Source organism: Actinoallomurus sp. NPDC050550, assembly GCF_040655075.1.
In the GTDB taxonomy this organism is placed as follows: Bacteria; Actinomycetota; Actinomycetes; order Streptosporangiales; family Streptosporangiaceae; genus Actinoallomurus.
The window spans coordinates 20,607-39,241 of record NZ_JBFAJC010000044.1 but is presented as its reverse complement, the minus strand read 5'-3'; the positions used below and the strand labels follow the sequence as shown (position 1 = coordinate 39,241).

Annotated in this window: 19 protein-coding genes; 9 read left to right on the top strand and 10 right to left on the bottom strand. The window is 70.7% G+C overall.

The window, feature by feature from the left end:
- Positions 1 to 126: 126 nt before the first annotated feature.
- From AB0I04_RS40520 to AB0I04_RS40510, 3 genes are read left to right on the top strand one after another with little or no spacing between them, the layout of a single operon-like run.
- Positions 127 to 726 (top strand): sulfite oxidase-like oxidoreductase, encoded by a 600-nt coding sequence (locus tag AB0I04_RS40520; RefSeq protein WP_360897444.1) that lies wholly within the window; start codon positions 127 to 129, stop codon positions 724 to 726.
- Positions 696 to 1,439 carry a ferredoxin reductase gene (locus tag AB0I04_RS40515; protein WP_360897442.1) on the top strand — a complete coding sequence of 248 codons (744 nt, stop codon included), beginning with the start codon at positions 696 to 698 and terminating at the stop codon, positions 1,437 to 1,439. Before AB0I04_RS40520 ends, AB0I04_RS40515 begins: the two co-directional genes overlap by 31 nt.
- A 1-nt stretch (position 1,440) precedes the next feature.
- Positions 1,441 to 1,704: a DUF6510 family protein gene (locus AB0I04_RS40510; RefSeq protein WP_360897440.1), complete on the top strand. Its 264-nt coding sequence runs from the start codon at positions 1,441 to 1,443 to the stop codon at positions 1,702 to 1,704.
- 28 nt (positions 1,705 to 1,732) lie between these two features.
- On the opposite strand, the gene AB0I04_RS40505 is transcribed toward AB0I04_RS40510, so the two are convergent.
- The 9 genes from AB0I04_RS40505 to AB0I04_RS40465 all read right to left on the bottom strand — a co-directional run bounded on the left by AB0I04_RS40505 (position 1,733) and on the right by AB0I04_RS40465 (position 10,906).
- The gene (locus AB0I04_RS40505; RefSeq protein WP_360897438.1) at positions 1,733 to 3,007 is read right to left on the bottom strand and encodes a cytochrome P450; all 1,275 of its coding nucleotides are present in this window, start codon (positions 3,005 to 3,007) and stop codon (positions 1,733 to 1,735) included.
- Positions 3,008 to 3,152: 145 nt separating this feature from the next.
- The gene (locus AB0I04_RS40500) at positions 3,153 to 4,424 is read right to left on the bottom strand and encodes a cytochrome P450 (RefSeq protein WP_360897436.1); all 1,272 of its coding nucleotides are present in this window, start codon (positions 4,422 to 4,424) and stop codon (positions 3,153 to 3,155) included.
- A gap of 96 nt (positions 4,425 to 4,520) precedes the next feature.
- Entirely contained in the window at positions 4,521 to 5,771 is a 1,251-nt protein-coding gene (locus AB0I04_RS40495; RefSeq protein ID WP_360897434.1) for a cytochrome P450, read from the bottom strand.
- The gene (locus tag AB0I04_RS40490) at positions 5,768 to 6,376 is read right to left on the bottom strand and encodes an ATP/GTP-binding protein (protein ID WP_360897432.1); all 609 of its coding nucleotides are present in this window, start codon (positions 6,374 to 6,376) and stop codon (positions 5,768 to 5,770) included. Before AB0I04_RS40490 ends, AB0I04_RS40495 begins: the two co-directional genes overlap by 4 nt.
- Positions 6,357 to 6,716 carry a DUF742 domain-containing protein gene (locus AB0I04_RS40485; protein WP_360897430.1) on the bottom strand — a complete coding sequence of 120 codons (360 nt, stop codon included), beginning with the start codon at positions 6,714 to 6,716 and terminating at the stop codon, positions 6,357 to 6,359. Before AB0I04_RS40485 ends, AB0I04_RS40490 begins: the two co-directional genes overlap by 20 nt.
- Positions 6,713 to 7,132, bottom strand: a complete 420-nt coding sequence (locus tag AB0I04_RS40480) for a roadblock/LC7 domain-containing protein (protein ID WP_360897428.1) — start codon at positions 7,130 to 7,132, stop codon at positions 6,713 to 6,715. The genes AB0I04_RS40485 and AB0I04_RS40480 overlap by 4 nt, the downstream gene beginning before the upstream one ends.
- A gap of 101 nt (positions 7,133 to 7,233) precedes the next feature.
- Positions 7,234 to 8,763, bottom strand: a complete 1,530-nt coding sequence (locus AB0I04_RS40475) for an ATP-binding protein (RefSeq protein ID WP_360897426.1) — start codon at positions 8,761 to 8,763, stop codon at positions 7,234 to 7,236.
- A gap of 449 nt (positions 8,764 to 9,212) precedes the next feature.
- Positions 9,213 to 9,911 carry a hypothetical protein gene (locus tag AB0I04_RS40470; protein ID WP_360897424.1) on the bottom strand — a complete coding sequence of 233 codons (699 nt, stop codon included), beginning with the start codon at positions 9,909 to 9,911 and terminating at the stop codon, positions 9,213 to 9,215.
- 164 nt (positions 9,912 to 10,075) lie between these two features.
- Positions 10,076 to 10,906, bottom strand: a complete 831-nt coding sequence (locus tag AB0I04_RS40465; protein WP_360897422.1) for a L,D-transpeptidase — start codon at positions 10,904 to 10,906, stop codon at positions 10,076 to 10,078.
- A 352-nt stretch (positions 10,907 to 11,258) separates the two neighbouring features.
- Here AB0I04_RS40465 and AB0I04_RS40460 point away from each other — a divergent pair, with 352 nt between their 5' ends.
- The 5 genes from AB0I04_RS40460 to AB0I04_RS40440 all read left to right on the top strand — a co-directional run bounded on the left by AB0I04_RS40460 (position 11,259) and on the right by AB0I04_RS40440 (position 17,267).
- Positions 11,259 to 12,917, top strand: a complete 1,659-nt coding sequence (locus AB0I04_RS40460; protein WP_360897420.1) for an FAD-dependent oxidoreductase — start codon at positions 11,259 to 11,261, stop codon at positions 12,915 to 12,917.
- Positions 12,914 to 14,341 (top strand): ATP-binding protein, encoded by a 1,428-nt coding sequence (locus AB0I04_RS40455; RefSeq protein ID WP_360897418.1) that lies wholly within the window; start codon positions 12,914 to 12,916, stop codon positions 14,339 to 14,341. Before AB0I04_RS40460 ends, AB0I04_RS40455 begins: the two co-directional genes overlap by 4 nt.
- Before the next feature lie 202 nt (positions 14,342 to 14,543).
- Positions 14,544 to 15,935: an amino acid permease gene (locus AB0I04_RS40450; RefSeq protein ID WP_360897417.1), complete on the top strand. Its 1,392-nt coding sequence runs from the start codon at positions 14,544 to 14,546 to the stop codon at positions 15,933 to 15,935.
- Positions 15,936 to 16,060: 125 nt separating this feature from the next.
- Entirely contained in the window at positions 16,061 to 16,483 is a 423-nt protein-coding gene (gene mscL, locus AB0I04_RS40445) for a large conductance mechanosensitive channel protein MscL (RefSeq protein ID WP_360897415.1), read from the top strand.
- Between the two features lie 61 nt (positions 16,484 to 16,544).
- Positions 16,545 to 17,267 carry an MgtC/SapB family protein gene (locus AB0I04_RS40440; protein WP_360897413.1) on the top strand — a complete coding sequence of 241 codons (723 nt, stop codon included), beginning with the start codon at positions 16,545 to 16,547 and terminating at the stop codon, positions 17,265 to 17,267.
- A 14-nt stretch (positions 17,268 to 17,281) separates the two neighbouring features.
- Here AB0I04_RS40440 and AB0I04_RS40435 read toward each other — a convergent pair whose 3' ends face one another.
- A complete protein-coding gene (locus AB0I04_RS40435) occupies positions 17,282 to 17,464 on the bottom strand; it encodes a hypothetical protein (RefSeq protein WP_360897411.1) in 183 nt (60 codons plus the stop codon).
- 322 nt (positions 17,465 to 17,786) lie between these two features.
- Here AB0I04_RS40435 and AB0I04_RS40430 point away from each other — a divergent pair, with 322 nt between their 5' ends.
- Entirely contained in the window at positions 17,787 to 18,635 is an 849-nt protein-coding gene (locus AB0I04_RS40430; RefSeq protein WP_360897409.1) for an LLM class F420-dependent oxidoreductase, read from the top strand.

Genomic DNA, 18,635 nt, shown 5'->3' with positions numbered 1-18,635 from the left:
TCACTCATATGGTCATTAGGGCGAGGATGACCGCCCATGGACGAGCGAGGCGGCGGCCACGGGCATAGGACACCGAACAAAACGGGTACGGCAGCTTGAAAGCGAACGAATGAAAGGAGGCGGGTGATGGGGATCGTGTCGCCGGGGTTCCACGGACGGCGGCGGGGAGAGGGCGTGAAGCTGCCCCCTGGCCAGTACCTCACCGAGGACTTCCCCGTTCTGTCGGCCGGCCCCACCCCACGGATCCGGACCGAGGACTGGGAGTTCACGGTCACCACCGAGACGGGCCGGGAGCACCGCTTGACCTGGCGGGAACTGATGGCGCTGCCCAGCGAGACGCCCACGGTGGACATCCACTGCGTCACCAAGTGGTCGAAGCTCGGCACCACCTGGGAGGGCGTGTCCCTCGACACCCTGCTGGAGGACGTCGACACCGCAGCCGACTACGCCCTCGTCCACTCGTACGGCGGCTACACCACGAACCTGCCGCTGGAGGACCTTCTCGACGGCCAGGCGTGGATCGCGTACCGCTACGACGGCGAGGACCTGGCGCCCGAGCACGGCGGCCCGGCCCGGCTGGTGGTGCCGCACCTGTACTTCTGGAAGTCCGCCAAGTGGGTGCGCGGCATCACGCTGATGGACGAGGACGAGCCGGGCTTCTGGGAGACCGCCGGCTACCACGACTATGGGGACCCATGGCGCGAGCAGCGGTACCAGGGCGACTGAGCTGGCGGGTCGCCCGGCTCGCCGAGGCGCGGACGGAGACGGCGACGGCCCGCACACTGGTCTTCGACACGCCCGGATGGCCGGGTCACCTGGCCGGTCAGCACGTCGACGTGCGGCTCACCGCCGACGACGGTTACACGGCCCAGCGCAGCTACTCCCTCGCCGCGCCCGCCGACGGCGACCGCGTCGAGCTGACCGTCCAGGACGTGCCCGACGGCGAGGTCTCCTCCTACCTCACCGAGGGCCTGTCCGTCGGCGACCCGGTGGAGATCCGCGGGCCCGTCGGCGGCTGGTTCGTCTGGCGGCCCGCCGACACCGCGCCGGTGCTGCTCGTCGCGGGCGGCTCGGGCATCGTGCCGCTGATGGCGATGGTCCGGGCCCGCCGCCAGGCGGGCAGCCGTACGCCTTTCCGCCTCGTCTACTCGGTACGGACGCCCGCCGACCGGTACTACGCGGCCGAGCTGCGCCGCCCCGACCCCGGCCTCGACGTCACGTACGTCTACACCCGGGAGGTGCCGGAGGGCTGGTCCCGCCCGGCCGGGCGGCTCACCGTCGCCGACCTGAACTCCGGCGGGTGGCCCGCCGACTTCGCGCCGGACTGCTTCGTCTGCGGGCCGACCGGGTTCGTCGAGACCGCCGCCGACATCCTCCTGTCCCTCGGCCACGACGCACGCAAGATCAAGACCGAGCGATTCGGCCCGACTGGAGGCTGACGTGATCGACGACTACGAGGACGGCAACGCGCTCGCCGGCCCACTGAGCGAGATCTTCACCTTCGACGTCACCACGGCGGACACCCGATGCGCGGGCTGCGGCCGTACGGGCCCGGTCGCGGACCTGCGGGTGTACACCCACGCGCCGGGGCTGGTCGCCCGCTGCCCCGGCTGCGAGGGGGTGGTCCTGCGCATGGTCCGCACGCCGACGGCGGCCTGGCTCGACCTGCGCGGCACCGTCGCCCTGCGGATCCCGCTGGACTGACCGGCCCCACCCGCGGGGAGGCTCTCGGTCAGGCGCCGGCGGGGACCGTCGGGGAGAACTTCACCGGCAGCGAGGTCAGGCCGCGGACCCGGAAGGACGGCCGCCATTCGAGCTCGTTCGGCGGCACCGCCAGGCGTACGTCCGGTAGGCGGTCCAGGAGGACCTCCACAGAAGTCTGGGCGATGACCTGGCCGAGCTCCGGCGCCGGGTAGGGGCAGCTGTGGTCGCCGTGGCCGAAGGAGAAGTGGGCGTGGTTGCTCTCCGCGCCGGTGCCGAGGTCCGGGTGTACCAGGGGGTCGGAGTTCCCGCCGGCGAAGCAGACGACGAGGGCGTCGCCGGCGCGGAGCTGCCGGCCGCCCAGCATGGTGTCGCGGGTCACCCAGCGGAAGGTGTTCTGGGCGGGCGACTCCTCCCACATGACCTCGTTCATCGCCTGACCCACACTGCGGCGCCCGCCCGCGAGGGTCAGGGAGAACCGGTCGTCGACCAGCATGAGCCGCAGCGTGTTGCCGATCCAGTTGGCCGTGGGGTCCTGGCCGGCGATCGTCATGATGAGGAGGTCCTGGGCGAGTTCGTCATCGGACAGGCCGGCCGGGTGGTGCACCATGCGGGACGCGACGTCCGGCCCGGGCTCGGCGCGCTTCAGCTGGACGAGACCGCCCAAGGTCGCCGCGAACCGCTGGTACGCCTCGAGCGACCCCTCCCCGCCGTCGATGATGGCGATCACGTCCTCGGCGACACTGGGCACCTCGGACTCGGGCAGGCCGAACATCCCGGCGAGTGTCAGGATCGGCATCCGGTTCGCGAACTGGGCCAGGAGCTCGGCCTCGTCGGCGAGGCAGAACTCATCGATGAGCCCGTCGGCGATCCGCTCGCACCGGGACCGCAGCTCGAACTGGTCGACCTCCGCCATGGCGTCGGTCATCACCTCGGCCCGCCGCTGGTGGGCGGCCCCCTCGCTGAACAGGATCGATCCGGGCTGGTAGCCGACGAGGACCATGAGGGGCCAGTCCGGCGGGACGTTCGGCCACTGGTTCCAGCGGCGCGAGTCGCGGGCGAACATCACCGAGTCGTTCAGCGCCTGGTGGACCTCCCGGTAGCCGACCACGAGCCACGCCGGAACGTCCCCCTCGAGCAGGATCGGCAGGACCGGTCCGTGCTCCTGCCGCAGTTCCCCGTAGAGCTGGGCGGGGTTCTCCATGTCGTACTGCGACCCGTACAGTCGCACGGCGCCCGGCGGGCTCGGGGACGGCGGCCCCAGGGGCCGGATCGTCGCGTCGGCGCTCGGCTCGAGCTCGGTCATTGATGGCCTTCCCAGCCGGGAGGTCGGTCGGGGTGGGTTGGTCGGGTGAAATACGAGGTCGGTCGGGGTTGGTTGGTCGGGAGAGATACAGCATGGTGAGGACCCGGCGGTGACCGGCGCCGGGGGACTTTCACGGGCGGTGGGGTCAGGGCCCGGTGGCGACCGAGGCCGGGGCGAACGTGACGGGCAGCGAGAGCAGGCCGCGGATCTGGAACGACGTCCGCCAGGTCAGCTCCTCGTCGGGCACCGCCAGGGCCACGTCCGGGATGCGGTCGAGGAGCACCTCGACGGCGGTACGGGCGATGACCTCGGCGAGCTCCGGCGCCGGGTGCGGGCATCCGTGGCTGCCGTGCGCGAACGTCAGGTGCGCGTTGTTGGCGGGCGCGCCGGCCACCGAGGCGGGCCGGACGTACGGGTCGGCGTTGGCGCCGGCGAGGCCGAGGATGAGCCCGTCACCGGCCCGGATGCGCCGCCCGCCCAGCTGCGTGTCACGGGTGGCCCAGCGCCCGAGGCTGTTCTGCACCGGGGTGTTCTCCCACATCACCTCGTTGAGCGCCTGACCGACACTCTGGCGGCCGCCGGAGAGGGTGAGGGAGAACCGGTCGTCGGTCAGCATCAGCTGGAGGGTGTTGCCGATCCAGTTCGCCGTCGGTTCCTGGGCCGCGAGCGTGAGGAGGAGCACGTCGAAGAAGAGCTCCTCGTCGGTGAGGCCCGCCGGGTGGGCCAGCATCCGGGAGGTGACGTCCGGGCCCGGCTCCGCGCGCTTCGCCGCGACGAGGCGCTGCATCGTGCCGGCGACCCTCTCGTACGCCGGGATGGCCGCCTCGCCGCCGTCGAGGGAGGTGACGAGGTCCCGTGCGACGTCCCCGACGTCGGCGACGGAGAGGCCGATGAGCCCGGCGATGGTCATGACCGGCATCGAGTAGGCGTACTGCGTCATGAGCTCGGCCTTGCCGCTGCCGGCGAACTCGTCGATCAGCGCGTCGGCGATCTCCTCGCACCGTGCGCGCAGCTCGAACTGGTCGACTCCGGAGAGGGCGTCGCTGATGGCGTCGACCCGGCGCTGGTGGGCCGGCCCCTCGCCGAACAGCACCGACGACTGGTAGGCGGTGTACTGGATGAGCGGCCAGTCCGGCGCGACGTTCGGCCACTGGTTCCAGATGCGCGGGTCGCGCGCGAACAGCTGCGGGTCGCTGAAGAGCTGGTGCAGCTCCCGGTATCCCATCACCAGCCAGGCGAAGACGTCGCCTTCGAGGAGCGCCGGAACGACGGGCCCGTACTCACGCCTGAGCTCCCGGAACAGTTCGGCCGGGTTCTCCTGGTAACGCGGGCCGTACAGCGGGACGGCGTCGGGCGGAACCGGGGACGGCGGGCCCAGGGGGCGGTTCGTCGGGTCGTTCGGGTCGAGCTCGATCATGGGGTGCCTTCCGGGACGATGAGGGTCATCCAGTGCGGGGCGGCTGGGCGTGGCCTAGTGGATCAAGACCCGGCGCCGGGGGGAGGATGCCACGGATCATGACCTCGTGGTGGGCACCGGGGAGAACTTCACCGGCAACGAGAGCAGTCCACGCATCTGGAAGGACGGCCGCCAGGTCAGTTCTTCGGCGGGCACCGCGAGGATCACGTCCGGGATGCGGTCGAGGAGCACCTCGACGGCGGTACGGGCGATGACCTCCGCGATCTCCGGTGCCGGATGCGGGCACCCGTGGCTGCCGTGGGCGAAGGACAGGTGCGCGTTGTTGGCCGGCGTGGCTCCCGGCGAGGCGCCCCGCACGTACGGGTCGGCGTTGGCGCCGGCCAGGCCGAGGATGAGTCCGTCGCCGGCCTGGATGTGCCGACCGCCGAGCTGCGTGTCGCGGGTGGCCCAGCGCCCGAGGCTGTTCTGCACCGGGATGTTCTCCCACAGCACCTCGTTGAGCGCCTGGCCGACACTCTGGCGGCCGCCGGAGAGGGTCAGGGAGAACCGGTCGTCGGTCAGCATCAGGTGCAGCGTGTTGCCGATCCACAGCGCCGTCGGCTCCTGGCCCCCGATCGCGAGGACCAGGAGGTCCTGGGCGAGCTCCGGGTCGGTCAGGGCCGCCGGATGAGCCAGCATCCGCGAGGTGACATCGGCGCCCGGCTCCGCGCGCTTCGCCGCCATGAGACGCTGCATCGTGACGACGACTCGCCCGTAGGCCTCCTGGGCGCCCTCGCCGCCGTCGAGCGCGGCGATGAAGTCCCGGGCGACGACCTCGATCTCGGACGTCGGAATGCCCATCATGCCGGCGACGGTCATCACCGTGACCGAGTACACGTACTGGGTGATGAGCTCGGCCTCGCCGCTGCCGGCGAAGCCGTCGATCAGCGCGTCGGCGATCTCCTCGCACCGAGCCCGCAGCTCGAACTGGTCCACGCCGGCGAGGGCGTCGCTGATGGCGTCGACCCGCCGCTGGTGGTCGGGCCCTTCACCGAACAGCACCGACGGCTGGTAGGCGATGAACGCCATGAGCGGCCAGTCGGGCGGGATGTTCGGCCACTGGTTCCAGATGCGGGAGTCGCGGGCGAACAGCTGCGGGTCGCTGAAGAGCTGGTGCAGCTCCCGATATCCGATCACGAGCCACGCGAACACGTCGCCCTCGAGCAGCACCGGCACGACGGGCCCGTGCGTCCGCCGCAACTCGCGGGTCAGCTCGGCGGGGTTCTCCCGGTAGCGCGGCCCGTACAGCGGGACCGCGTCCGGATGCTCGGCGAGCGCCTGCCCCGGCTCCGGCGGCTGGTGGGTCATGGGCTGCCTTCTGCTGCGGTGGAGAGGGCGTACAGGTGGTTCACGAGAGTGATCAGGACCTTCTTGCTCGACTCGCGCTCGCGGGCGTCGCAGTCGATCAGCGGAATGTCCGGGGACAGGTCGAGCGCCTCCCGGATGTCCTCCAGCTTGTGCGCCGGTCCGCCGAAGTCGTTGCGCGCGACGATGAACGGCATCCCGTGGTGCTCGAGCCGGTCGATGGCGTACCAGGAGTCCTGGACCCGCCGGGTGTCGACGAGGACGACCGCTCCGAGGGTGCCGGAGAACAACCGGTCCCACAGGAACCAGAACCGCTGCTGCCCCGGAGCCCCGAACAGGTAGAGCACCATCTGGTCGTTCAGGCTGATCCGGCCGAAGTCGAACGCGACCGTGGTCGTGGTCTTGTCCTGCACGCCGCCGGCGTCGTCGATGCCGACGCCGGCCCGGGTCATGACCTCTTCGGTGCTCAGGGGCCGGATCTCACTGACCGATCGGACCATCGTCGTCTTGCCCACGCCGAAGCCACCGACGATCACGATCTTCAGTCCGTTGCTGGCGGTGCTCCGCAGCGGCGTACTGGTGACCCGATCAGAGCTTTTCAAGTCCAAGGAGCACCTGCTTCAGGATGGCGGGGTCGGGGAGTTTGGTCTTGGCGGGGGCCGCGGTCGGGTGGCGAGCCGTGATCCGGCCGGTGTCGAGCAGGTCGCACAGGAGGATCTTCACCACGCTGACCGGCAGTCCGAGATCCGCGGCGATCTCCACGACCGCCATCGGGCTGGTGCACATGCGGAGGATCCTCACGTGCTCGGACTGCATGCCCGGAGCGGGATCGCACTCGCTGACGATCAGAGAGACCAGGTCGATGGAGCTCTCGTCGACCCGGCTACGCCCACCCGTGACGATGTAGAGCCGGTCCGGGTCCTCTCTGTCGACTGGCCGTGACGTCATCGCGCGGCGCTGCCCTGCTGCGGCTGCCGCGGAGCGGCGACCAGGTACTCGCCGAGCTGCTCGACCAGCTCGTGCATGTTGTGCCCGATCACGCCGACGTCGGCCTCATCGCTCGCGATGAGGGCCAGGTGGGCCCCTTCGCCCGCCTCGACGATGAACAGCAGCCCGCCGTGGAACTCGGTCATCGACTGGCGGAGCCCGCCGCTGCCGTCGCCGAACTCGGCGGAGGCACCGTACGACAGGGCCTGAATGCCCGAGGCGATCGCGGCCAACTGGTCGGCCTGGTCGACGGAAAGGCCGTACGTGTGGCAGAGCTTCAGCCCGTCCTTGGAAAGGACGATGGCGTGCCGGCTCTCCGGCGTCCTCTCCAGGAGGTTCTCCAACAGCCAGTCGAGATCGCGGTCTGTGGTCTTCATAGGTTGTTCGGGGCGGTGGTCCTGGCGCGGGCGCCGGAAACTCGTCCCCTGCCTCCAATCTCTTGTCGTGTCATTCCGGCCTGGCAGGGCGAGCCCGGCGTTCAGGCCTCATCCGTGTCGGAGGCGGGCGTGTCATCGCTCGTACGCTGGCGGCGTCCGGCCTCGCGGAAGGCGCTGAACCTTGCTCCGGGGTCGGACGCGGGCTTCGCGGATCGAGGCTTCGGTTCCTCGGCCGGCTCGGAGGACGCCGCCGCGAGCGTCTGTCCGCGGCGGCGCTTCGGCAGTCCGGCGATCATCTCGTCACTGGTCGTGGTGCTCTCGCTTTCGGCCTCGACGATGTTGAGCGGCCCGGTCGTCGCCGCGAGGTCCTCGTCCACGCCGGCGGGCGCTGCGGCCTCGACGGGGACGTCCACGCGCGTGGCGACGGCGCCGGCCGGCTCGGGAATGGCCAGATCGCCCGGGACGGCGTCCAGACCGGTCCGCTCGGAGACGCCCCGGCGGATGCCCGCGCCGACGGTGCGCGGCGTGCCCTCGACGGCCACCGGCGCCTGGGTGATCAGCTGCCGCGGGATCATGACGACCACGCCGGTGCCGCCACGGGAGGACGGGCGGAAGGAGACGGTCAGGCCGTGCTTGCGGGCGAGGCAGCCCACCACCGCGAGGCCGAGGCGCGTACCGGACAGCGTCGTCAGGTCGAGGGACTCGGAGGAGACGGCCCGCTCCGCGCGATCCAGCGCCGCGGCGCTCATGCCGAGGCCGCCGTCCTCGATCGTGACCACGACGCCCGCGTACACCTCTTCGACGTAGACGTGGACCTCTTCGGAGGGCGGCGAGAAGCTCGTCGCGTTGTCCATCAGCTCGGCCAGGGCGTGCATGACGCCTTCGGCGGCGTACCCGGCGACGGCGACGGTGCTGGTGGAGTGCGTCCGGACCCGCTGGTAGGCGCTGATCCGGCCGACGGAGCCGCGCAGGATGCTCTCCATCACGATCGGCTTGGTCCAGCGGCGGCCGGAGCGGGCGCCGGTCAGCACGGCGATGCTGTCGGCGAGGCGGCTGGCCTGCGCGGTCGCGTGGTCGACCTTGAGCAGGTCGCCGAGGACCTCCTCATCGTGGCGGTTCTCCATCTCGCGCAGGTCGGCGAGCATGCTCGTGGCCAGCGCCTGGACGCGGCCGGCGGCGTTCGCGCAGGCCGTCATGGCGGCCGCGCGCATGCGCTCTCCCCGCCCGACCTCGTCGACGAGAGTGCGGAGGATGCGCCGGTGGGTGGCGTCGCCCGGCTGTTCGACCGCGGACATGGCGGTGTCGGTGGACGCGCCGTCGCGCAGCCGCTTCACCACGGCGGGCAGCGTCTGGTCGGAGAGCCGGCCGAGGTCCGACTCCATCACGCCCATCCGGTCGCGGAGCATGCGGGCGGTCTGGAGTCCGTAGGCGGCGAGGGTGAGCGCGGTGCATATGACGAGCGCGGCGACCCCGGTGTAGGCGGCCACGACCGCACGGTCGGCGGCGGGGACCGAGGCCGTCGCCACCAGGCAGCCGCCCCCGGTGACGATCACCGCGGCCAGCAGGACGAGCAGGGCCCGGTCCATCGGCGGGCGCTCGGCCCGCTGGTGGGTTGGAACTTGTGCTGACATGAATCAGGTCCTCGTCGGCGGTTGGATCGGACTGGGGTCATCCGGGAGCCATGGGCCGGTCCACCCGCACGAACGGGGACGTCCGACCGCACTCACCAAATAGTCGGTAAATCGGCGTGAGCGCGCCGTTCGGCGCGGAAGGCGGCGACGTCCTCGACGGAGCGGCGCACGAAGAGGCGAGGAGAGCGGCAAAAAGTGAAAATTATTCGCTCTTGCCGACTCGCGCATTCGTACGTCTCTATCTCGATCCCCTCGCCTCAGCCGCGATGTTCGTCCTGGTTCGGGCAGGAGCCAGGTCGCGCATGGGAGGGAAATAGTAGTGGTTCTGTAGTTCTGGTGGGACGTTTTGTCACTTTTCCCGGCATTACCGCTTTGCGGCTCCGGCAAGCGCGAACGGTCTCCGCGGGGACCCGGAGTCCCTGCGGAGACCGTCGAAGGTCAGGCCGGCGTCAGCCGGTGACCGGAAGGTTGCTGGGGACGGGCGTGGGCTTGGGCGCCTGGCTGGGCGGGCTGGTGGGGGTACCGGGAGCGGTCGGGGTGGGGACCGGGGTCTCGGTCGGGCCGCCGGGCGGGGTGGTGCTCGTGCCGCCGCTAGACGCGCAGGTGGCGGAGGAGACGCTGATGGTCTGGGCGTCGGTGAGACGGACCTCGATCGCGGTGACGGTGAGGCTGCCGTCCGGGTTGCGTACCTGCTTGTTGAGCGTGACCCCGACGGTGCCCAGTCCCTGGACGGGGACGTTCAGGGCGCTGTTGGGGGCGGCGTCGACGGCGAGCCGGTGCCCGGCCAGGCGGGCGTCGGCCAGGTGGGAGACGCCGCGTCCGCCCTTGCAGGTGGCGGTGACGAGGCTGGCGGTCAGGGCGGCCTTGGCGACGCGCAGGTCGACCACGCTGGCGCGGGCGAAGGCGGGCTTGGCGGTGACGTGCAGGACCTTGACGTCGATGAGGGGGTTGGCCGGCAGGCTCACCAGGCTCTTGTCGGCGGTGGCGGTGACGGCGGGGGTCTGGGGGATGTTGACCAGACCGGTGGCGGCCAGGCCGTAGGCCGAGCCGGTGCCGGCGGTGGCCGAGGCGGTGCCGGTGAGGGCCAGAGGTGCGGCCAGCGCACCGGCGATGACCGCAGTGGTTGCGGCCAAACGTGTCGAACGCACGGGTGAAACTCCTTCGATGCGGAAAAGGCATGCCACAGTGCCCGGGCGGGCCGTGGCGAGGGCCGGGCGCGATGCCCGGGATTAGAAGGGTCGGCGGGCCGGATATCGGACCGCTGCCGACCGCTCCGGCCGGACGGAGAGACTGCTCCGCTCCGACGGTGAGATCAGGCGACGACGACCGGCGTGCCGAGGGGTACCTCGGACAGCTTCTTCAGGGCGTCCGCGGGTACACGGACGCAGCCGTGCGTGACCGCCTTGCCGAACACCGACGCGCTCGGCCAGCCGTGGAAGGCCACCGTGCCGGGGCCGCCGCCGAAGGTATCGAGCGTCTCGGAGTGCGCCCCGACCGGCAGGATCAGCGGGCTGAAGGTCTTCTTGGCGGGCGCGAGTGAGGCCAGCAGGAACGTACGCCCGACGGGAGTCGGCGTCTTGGCGGCGCCCACCGCGACGGTCCAGCCGCCGAGCTTGTGGCCGGACTTGGTGAGCGTGAGCGTGCGCGCCGAGGTGTCGACCTTGATGAGGTACGGGCTGCGGGCGGTGTCCAGGCCGACCTTCCCGGTGGGGATCCAGCCGGTGGAGCGGTTCGGCCGACTGGGCAGCAGGACGCGGTCCCAGCCCGGCTTCGTCTCGACGACCGGGACCCAGGTGGGGCTGCCGAGCTGGGTGCTGGGCAGCGCGGCGACCGGCGGCCCCCCGGCCGTGGCCGAGACCGGCACGGCCGCCTTCGGGTGCACCACCGCGCCGTCGGTCGCGGCGGCGGCGGTGTCCTGGCCGAGGCCTTTCACGGTCGTGTAGGTCGTCGCCTGCGGGAGCTTCCCGATGGATGGTGCCGCCTTGTCGCCGGCCGACGGCGACGAGTGGCTCTTGCCACAGCCCGTCGCCGCCATCGCGACGGCCGCGATGACCGCGGCGGCCGTCGTCAGACTGCGCGCGTCCGTCACCGCGTACGGCACCGCCGTACGCGCGCGACGGGCGCGATTGGAACGATCGGTCACGAATACTCCAGGAGATCGTGATTCAGGGGGGCGAGCGGGGGATCTCGCGAGACCGTTATCTCGGAGGGAAGCCAAATAACTACCACAGGTAACGATCGGCGCGTGGGTGACTCTGGATAATCAGTTGGCAACAGATGCCGACATGGGTCGACGTGGGGAGATGACGCTGGATATCGCCACCGTCACCGTACGGTGATAAAGACCTCACCCCGGGCGGCGTGTCCGCAACCCGTCGCCCAGCGCGGCGAGCCCGTCACGTATCGCATGTCCGGCCGCGGACCGAGGTGGGACCGGCCCGGCCCGCCCTGCGGAAGCCTCGTCCGGAAAGCGATGAGCTGCAATGATTCGGACTATGAGCATGCCCATCCTGATGACGGTCGACGATGATCCCTCGGTCTCCCGAGCCGTCGCCCGTGACCTGCGGCGACGTTACGGAACCGACTACCGCGTCGTCCGGGCCGACTCAGGTGCCGACGCCCTGGACGCCCTGCGCGAGATCAAGCTGCGCGGCGACGCGGTCGCCGCGATCCTCGCCGACTACCGAATGCCGAACATGAACGGCATCGCCTTCCTGGAGCAGGCGATGGACCTGTTCCCGCACGCCCGGCGCGCCCTGCTCACCGCCTACGCCGACACCGACGCCGCGATCCAGGCGATCAACGTCGTGGACGTCGACCACTACCTGCTCAAGCCCTGGGACCCGCCGGAGGAGAAGCTGTACCCGGTGGTGGACGCGCTGGTGGAGACCTGGCACGCCGTCGGCGACCGCCCGATCGAGGAGACCAAGCTCATCGGGCACCGCTGGTCGCGTCCGTCGTACGAGGTGCGTCAGTTCCTGGCCCGCAACTCGGTCCCCTACCGGTGGTACTCCGTCGACGAGCCCGAGGCCTCACGGCTGCTGGACGCGGCCGGCGCCACGCAGGAAGAGATCCCGGTGGTCATCACACCGGACGGCAAGGCGCTGCGCGCCCCGACCGGCCCGGAGATCGCCGCCGCCGTCGGGCTGTCGACCGAACCGACCGCGGAGTTCTACGACCTGGTCGTGATCGGCGGCGGTCCGGCCGGGCTGGGGGCCGCCCTGTACGGCGCGTCGGAGGGCCTGCGGACCGTCCTGGTGGAGAAGAAGGCCACCGGCGGCCAGGCCGGGCAGAGCTCCCGGATCGAGAACTACCTCGGGTTCCCCGACGGCGTCTCCGGCGCGCAGCTCACCGGCCGCGCGCGGCGGCAGGCGCTGAAGTTCGGCGCCGAGGTGCTCACCGCGCGCGACGTCGTCGGGCTGACCGTCCGCGGCTCGGCCCGGGTGATCACGTTCGGCGACGGCTCGGAGATCGCCACGCACGCGGTGGTGCTGGCGACGGGCGTGTCCTACCGGTCCCTGCAGGCGGAGGGCATCGAGCGGCTCACCGGCCGGGGCGTGTACTACGGCTCCGCGTCGACCGAGGCCCAGTCCTGCAGCGGCGAGGACGTCTACATCGTCGGCGGGGCGAACTCCGCCGGTCAGGCCGCGGTGTTCTTCTCCCGCTACGCCCGGACGGTCAACCTCCTCGTACGGGGCCCGGCCCTGGAACGCTCGATGTCGTACTACCTGATCGAGCAGCTGCGGGCCATCGACAACGTCCGGGTCCGGGTGTGCACCACGGTCGAGGCGGTGGAGGGCGAGGAGCACCTGGAGCGGGTGACGCTGCGCGACGCGAGCACCGGCGCCACCGAGACCCTGCCGACGAACCACCTGTTCGTGTTCATCGGCGCGGCACCTCGTACGGAATGGCTCGGCGACTCGATCTTCCGGGACTCCCACGGCTTCGTGTGCACCGGGCCGGACCTGCTCCGCGAGGGCCACCGCCCGCAGGGCTGGCCCCTCGACCGCGATCCGCTCTACCTGGAGTCGTCCGTACCAGGGGTCTTCGTCGCCGGTGACGTACGCTCGCAATCGGTGAAGCGTGTCGCCTCGGCCGTCGGCGAGGGCGCGATGGCGGTCGCGCTCGTGCATCGGTACCTGGAGGAACGTTGACCACTGCATCCCTCTCCCCTGCCGAGCTGCGGACCCTCTTCCTGTTCGAGGCGCTCACCGATGAGCAGGTGGCGTGGATCGCCGAGCACGCGTCCGAAGAGCACTACCAGGCGGGGGCTCAGGTCATCGCCGAGGGCGACCCCGCGACCTGCTTCTACGTGCTGCTGTCCGGCACGCTGCGCATGTGCCGTATGGTCCACGGCGACGAGGTGGAGGTCGTCCGGAGCGAGCAGCGGGGATCGTACTTCGGCGCGACCCAGTTCTACATGACCGATCGGCGCGAGCAGGGCTATGGAGCCTCGGTGTACGCCGTCACCGACATGACGGCCCTCACGCTGCCGACCGCGGAGTTCGGCGAACGCTTCATCGCGTGGTTCCCGATGGCGGCGCACCTGCTGGAGGGGATGTTCCTCGGGCGGCGCAACATCGACGCCACCGTCGGCCGGCGGGAGCGGCTGCTCGCGCTCGGCGCGCTGTCGGCCGGGCTGACCCATGAGCTGAACAACCCGGCCGCCGCGGCCGTCCGGGCCACCTCCTCACTGCGGGAGCGCGTGGCGGGGATGCGGCACAAGCTGGCGCTGCTCGCCCGCAACGCCATCGACCCCGACCTGCTCGAACGCCTCATCGACGTCCAAGAGGTGATGGTCAAGCAGATCGCCGACGCGCCCGAGCTGACCGCGATGCAGACCGCCGACCGGGAGGACGAGCTCACCGACTGGTTCGACGAGCACGGCGTCACCGACGGTTGGGACCTCGCCGCGGTCTTCGCACCGGCCGGCATCACGGTCGATCGTCTGAACGAGGTGCACGAGGCGGTCGGCACCGAACATCTGGGCACGGCGCTGCGCTGGCTCGGCTACGCGGTCGAGACCGAGACGCTGATGGGCGAGATCGAGGACGCCACCACCCGGATCTCCACGCTCGTCGGCGCGGCCAAGCAGTACTCCCAGATGGACCGCGCCCCGTTCCAGTGGGTGGACGTGCACGACGGCCTGGTGTCCACCTTGATCATGATGTCGGGGAAGATCGGGAAGAACGTCCGGGTCGTCAAGGAGTTCGACCGGTCGCTGCCGCACATCCCGGCGTACGCCGGCGAGCTCAACCAGGTCTGGACCAACCTCGTGGACAACGCGCTCGGCGCGATGAAGGGCGAGGGGACGCTCACGATCCGCACGAGCCGGAAGAACGACCAGGCGCTCGTCGAGATCTGCGACACCGGCCCGGGCATTCCCGAAGACCAGCGGGAGCGGATCTTCGAGCCGTTCTTCACGACGAAGCCGGTCGGCGAGGGCACCGGCCTGGGGCTGGACATCTCCTGGCGGATCGTGGTGAACCGCCACCACGGCGACCTGCGGGTCACGTCGGAGCCGGGCGACACCCGTTTCCAGGTGCTGCTGCCGCTGACGGAGCAGCCCGAGGCCTGAAAGGTTCGCGGCGCGGGAGGGTTCGCGGCGCGGGAGGGTTCACAGCCCGGGAGGGTTCACAGCTCGAGACCTGGCGGGCTCGAAGATCGCGCCTGGCGGGTTTTAACCGTCCCTGCGCCGGACATTGTCCCCCAATCACCACTTAAGCTCCTCTGAGCTCGCGGTGTAACGCTCCAAACACGCATAGCGACAGGAGGGGTACATGGCCGATCAAAGCCTTCAGAAGGGGTTGAAGAACCGCCACGTCGGCATGATCGCCATCGGCGGCGTCATCGGGGCGGGACTGTTCGTCGGCTCCGGCGCCGGGATCCACACGACCGGTCCGGCGATCCTCGTCTCGTACGGCATCGCCGGCCTGCTCGTCGTCCTCGTGATGCGAATGCTCGGCGAGATGTCCGCCGCGTCGCCGGACACCGGTTCCTTCTCGGCGTACGCCGACCGCGCGATCGGCCGCTGGGCGGGCTTCACGATCGGCTGGCTGTACTGGTGGTTCTGGGCCGTGGTCCTGGCCGTCGAGGCGACCGCCGGCGCGAAGATCGTGCACGGCTGGATCCCCGCGCTGCCGCAGTGGCTCCTGGCGCTGCTCCTGATGACCCTGCTGACCGCGACGAACCTGTTCTCCGTCGGCTCGTACGGGGAATTCGAGTTCTGGTTCAGCTTGATCAAGGTCGTCGCGATCGGCGTGTTCATCGTGCTCGGCGTCCTCGCCATCTTCGGGCTGCTGCCCGGCACCCACGCCGTCGGCATGACCAACCTCACCGGGCACAGCGGTTTCTTCCCGCACGGGTACGGCGCGATCATCACCGGCCTGCTGACCGTGGTCTTCGCGTTCATGGGCAGTGAGATCGTCACGATCGCGGCGGGCGAGTCGAAGGACCCGGGCCGCGCGGTCACCCGCGCCGTCAACAGCGTGATCTGGCGGATCCTGGTCTTCTACCTCGGGTCCATCGCCGTCGTCATCACCCTGCTGCCCTGGGACGCGAGCAGCGTCAAGCAGAGCCCGTACGTCGCGGTGCTCGACAACATCGGCATCTCCGGGGCGGGCACCATCATGGACGTCATCGTCCTCACCGCCGTCCTGTCATGCCTGAACTCCGGCCTCTACACGGCGTCGCGCATGGCCTTCTCGCTGGCCGAGCGCGGCGACGCGCCGAAGGTCTTCAAGGCCACCACCGCGCGCGGTGTCCCGCACGTCGCGATCTGGGTGTCGGTGGCGTTCGGGTTCCTCGCGGTGATCTTCAACTACACCAGCCCGGACACCGTCTTCCTCTTCCTGCTGAACGGCTCCGGCGCCGTCGCCCTCTTCGTGTGGGCGGTGATCGCCGTGTCGCAGCTGCGGATGCGCCGCCGCCTGGAGCGAGAGGCGCCCGACCGGCTGCTCGTCCGCATGTGGCTCTTCCCGTACCTGACCATCGCCACGGTCGCCGGGATCGCCGCGATCCTCATCACGATGCTGTTCGACGACAGCGGGCGGCCGCAGGTGCTGTGGTCGGTCGTGGTCGCCGCCGTCGTGCTCATCGCCGCGTTCGTCCGCCACGGCCGGGCCGGCGCGGCCGAACCCACCGCCGCCGAGACCGTCGCCGCCGACCGCTGATCCTCCCGCCGTCCCGTACGGGCCCGTCCGCCGTGGCCCGTACGGGACGGGCACGGGCGGTACGTTCCGCAGTGGAACGATCACATTCGGCGGGATCGCCGAGAATCGGTAACGTGCGTGCCGTGATGAGCGGCTTTCGTAAATTCATTCTGCGCGGCAACCTCGTCGACCTCGCCGTGGCGGTGGTCATCGGGACCCAGTTCAGCAACCTCGTCAAGAGCTTCGTCGACTCCTTCATCAGCCCCCTGCTCTCCCTGGTGGGAGGACAGCCCGACTTCAGCGGCCTCGTTCTGAAGATCGGCAAGACGAGTTTCACCTACGGCGCATTCCTCACCCAGGTCCTGTCCTTCCTCATCTCCGCGGCGGTCGTCTACTTCGTGATCGTGCTGCCGGTCGCGCGCCTGCTGCAGCTGTTCGATCGGAAGCAGGCGGAGACCGAGCGCGACTGCCCCGAGTGCACGATGAAGATCCCCCTGGCGGCGCGACGCTGCCCGGAGTGCACCGCCGTGATCATCCCGGCGGCCGAGCAGCCGCAGCCGATGAGGTGACCGCACCCTGAGCCTCAGGGCGACGAACCACCGCTCTGAGGCGCGGGAATAGCCTGAGGTGATGACGTCGGCGCTTTTCGGACAGCCGACCGGGCAGGGATTGGTGCAGGTCGGCGAGCTCGCGCTGGCGCTCGTGCTGTCGGCCGCGATCGGGCTCGAGCGCGAGATCCGGCAGAAGAGCGCTGGCCTGCGCACGCACACCCTCGTCGGCTTCGCCTCAGCCTTGATCATGCTGGTGTCGAAGTACGGATTCACCGATGTCCTGGGCGCGCACGTCGCCCTGGATCCGTCCCGGGTCGCCGCCCAGATCGTCTCCGGCATCGGGTTCATCGGCGGCGGGCTGATCTTCGTCCGCCGCGACGTGGTGCGCGGGCTGACCACCGCGGCCATCGTGTGGCTGACCAGCGCCGTGGGGATGGCGGCGGGCGCCGGTCTCTGGCTGCTCGCGGTGCTGGTGACCGCCGGGCACTTCCTGGTGATCTTCGGCCTGACGCCGCTGGCCGCGCGGCTGCCCCGGTCGAAGTACGCGCCCTCCCGGCTGCGACTCGCCTACCTCGGCGGACGTGGCACGCTGCGGGAGGCCATGGCCCACTGCACGAACCGGGGTTTCACAGTCAGCGAGCTGTCGATCGACCAACGCGACGAGGCGCACGATCCCCGGGTCGTCTCGGTCTGGCTGTCGGTGCAGGGCACCGAGTCGGTCAACGAGCTGGCCACGACATTGGCGGAGATCGACGGCATGCTCGTGGTCTCCGGCGACGACGCCAACATCCAGCGGGAGTGAGCGCCCCCCAGAGGTCAGCCCTGTGGGCCGGACAGGCGGTCGCCGCGGTGCGGATGCCCGTCCAGAGCCTCGCGGGCGGCGGGACGGACGGGGATCGTCTGGTCGACGCCGGACATCTCGAGCAGCCGTCCCAGGCGGTCAGGGACCACCGCGAGCATGAGCGACCCGCCCGCCTCACTCGCCCAGCGGCGCAGCATCGCGGAGAAATCTGGTCGTTCGGGAACAATGACGCTGCTCGCCCCGTTACACCTCACGTGGCCGATGTGCCTGGTGTCCCCGGGCCTCACCTTCTGCCTTCGCGGAATACCGTTCGGCTGGAGCCGCGTTGTGCCTTTCGCCGAGAGGCGACCCACACATCGGTACACATACGTCGATGGCCCTGCCGGGATTCCCGGCAGGGCCATCGGTCTTCTCCGGGGCGCCGCTGGTCGCGGTGAGCCGCCCATGCGCGGGCGGGATGGCGGGCATGCGAGATCGTCGCTGGTCGTCGGCCGCGCTCCGGTCCTACCGTGAGTCGCCATGGATCCGACGATCGGGCTGCACGCCCCGAACGGGTACTCCGCCGCGGGCCGGGACGGCGCCGCGCGCGTCGCCGCCCTCGCGGAGCGCCTCGGCTATGACTCACTCTGGGCCGCCGACCATGTGGTGCTTCCGTCTCCGCGAACCGAGTCGTCACCGCTCGATCCGGATGCTCCCCTGCTCGATCCACTGGTCGCGCTCGCCTTCGCGGCGGCGCACACCACGCGCATCCGGCTGGCCACCGGGGTGGTCATCCTCCCCCAGCGCGATCCGCTGGTCCTGGCCAAGCAGCTCGCGAGCGTGGACGTGCTCAGCGGCGGGCGGCTGATCTTCGGGTTGGGGATCGGCTATCTCGAACCGGAGCTGCGCGCCCTGGGCGTGCCGCCGACCGGGCGCGGACAGCGCGCGGAGGAGTACCTCGCGGCGATGCGAGCCCTGTGGGAGTCCCCAGAACCGGCCTTCCACGGGCGGTTCGTCGACTTCGCGAAGGTCGACGCGCATCCTCGCCCGCTGCAGCGCCCGGTGCCGGTGGTCGTGGGCGGGAACAGCGCCGCGGCGCACCGGCGCGCGGTCCGCCTCGCCGACGGCTGGTACGGCTGGATGCTGGGCCTGCGTGCCACCGCCGCTCAGCTCGACTCCCTGCGGGCGGCGGAACAGGAGACCGGCCGGCGGCTCCATGTGTCGGTCACCCCCGCACGCCGCCTCGACCCGGAGACCGTTCGCGCGTACGCCGAGCTCGGCGTGGACCGGCTCGTGGTGACACTGCCGCCGGGCCTGCCGCTTTCCGATCTCGAACGCTTCGTCGAGGAGAACGCGCCGGAGCGCCTGGGCGCGCGCGTCGCCGGCTGA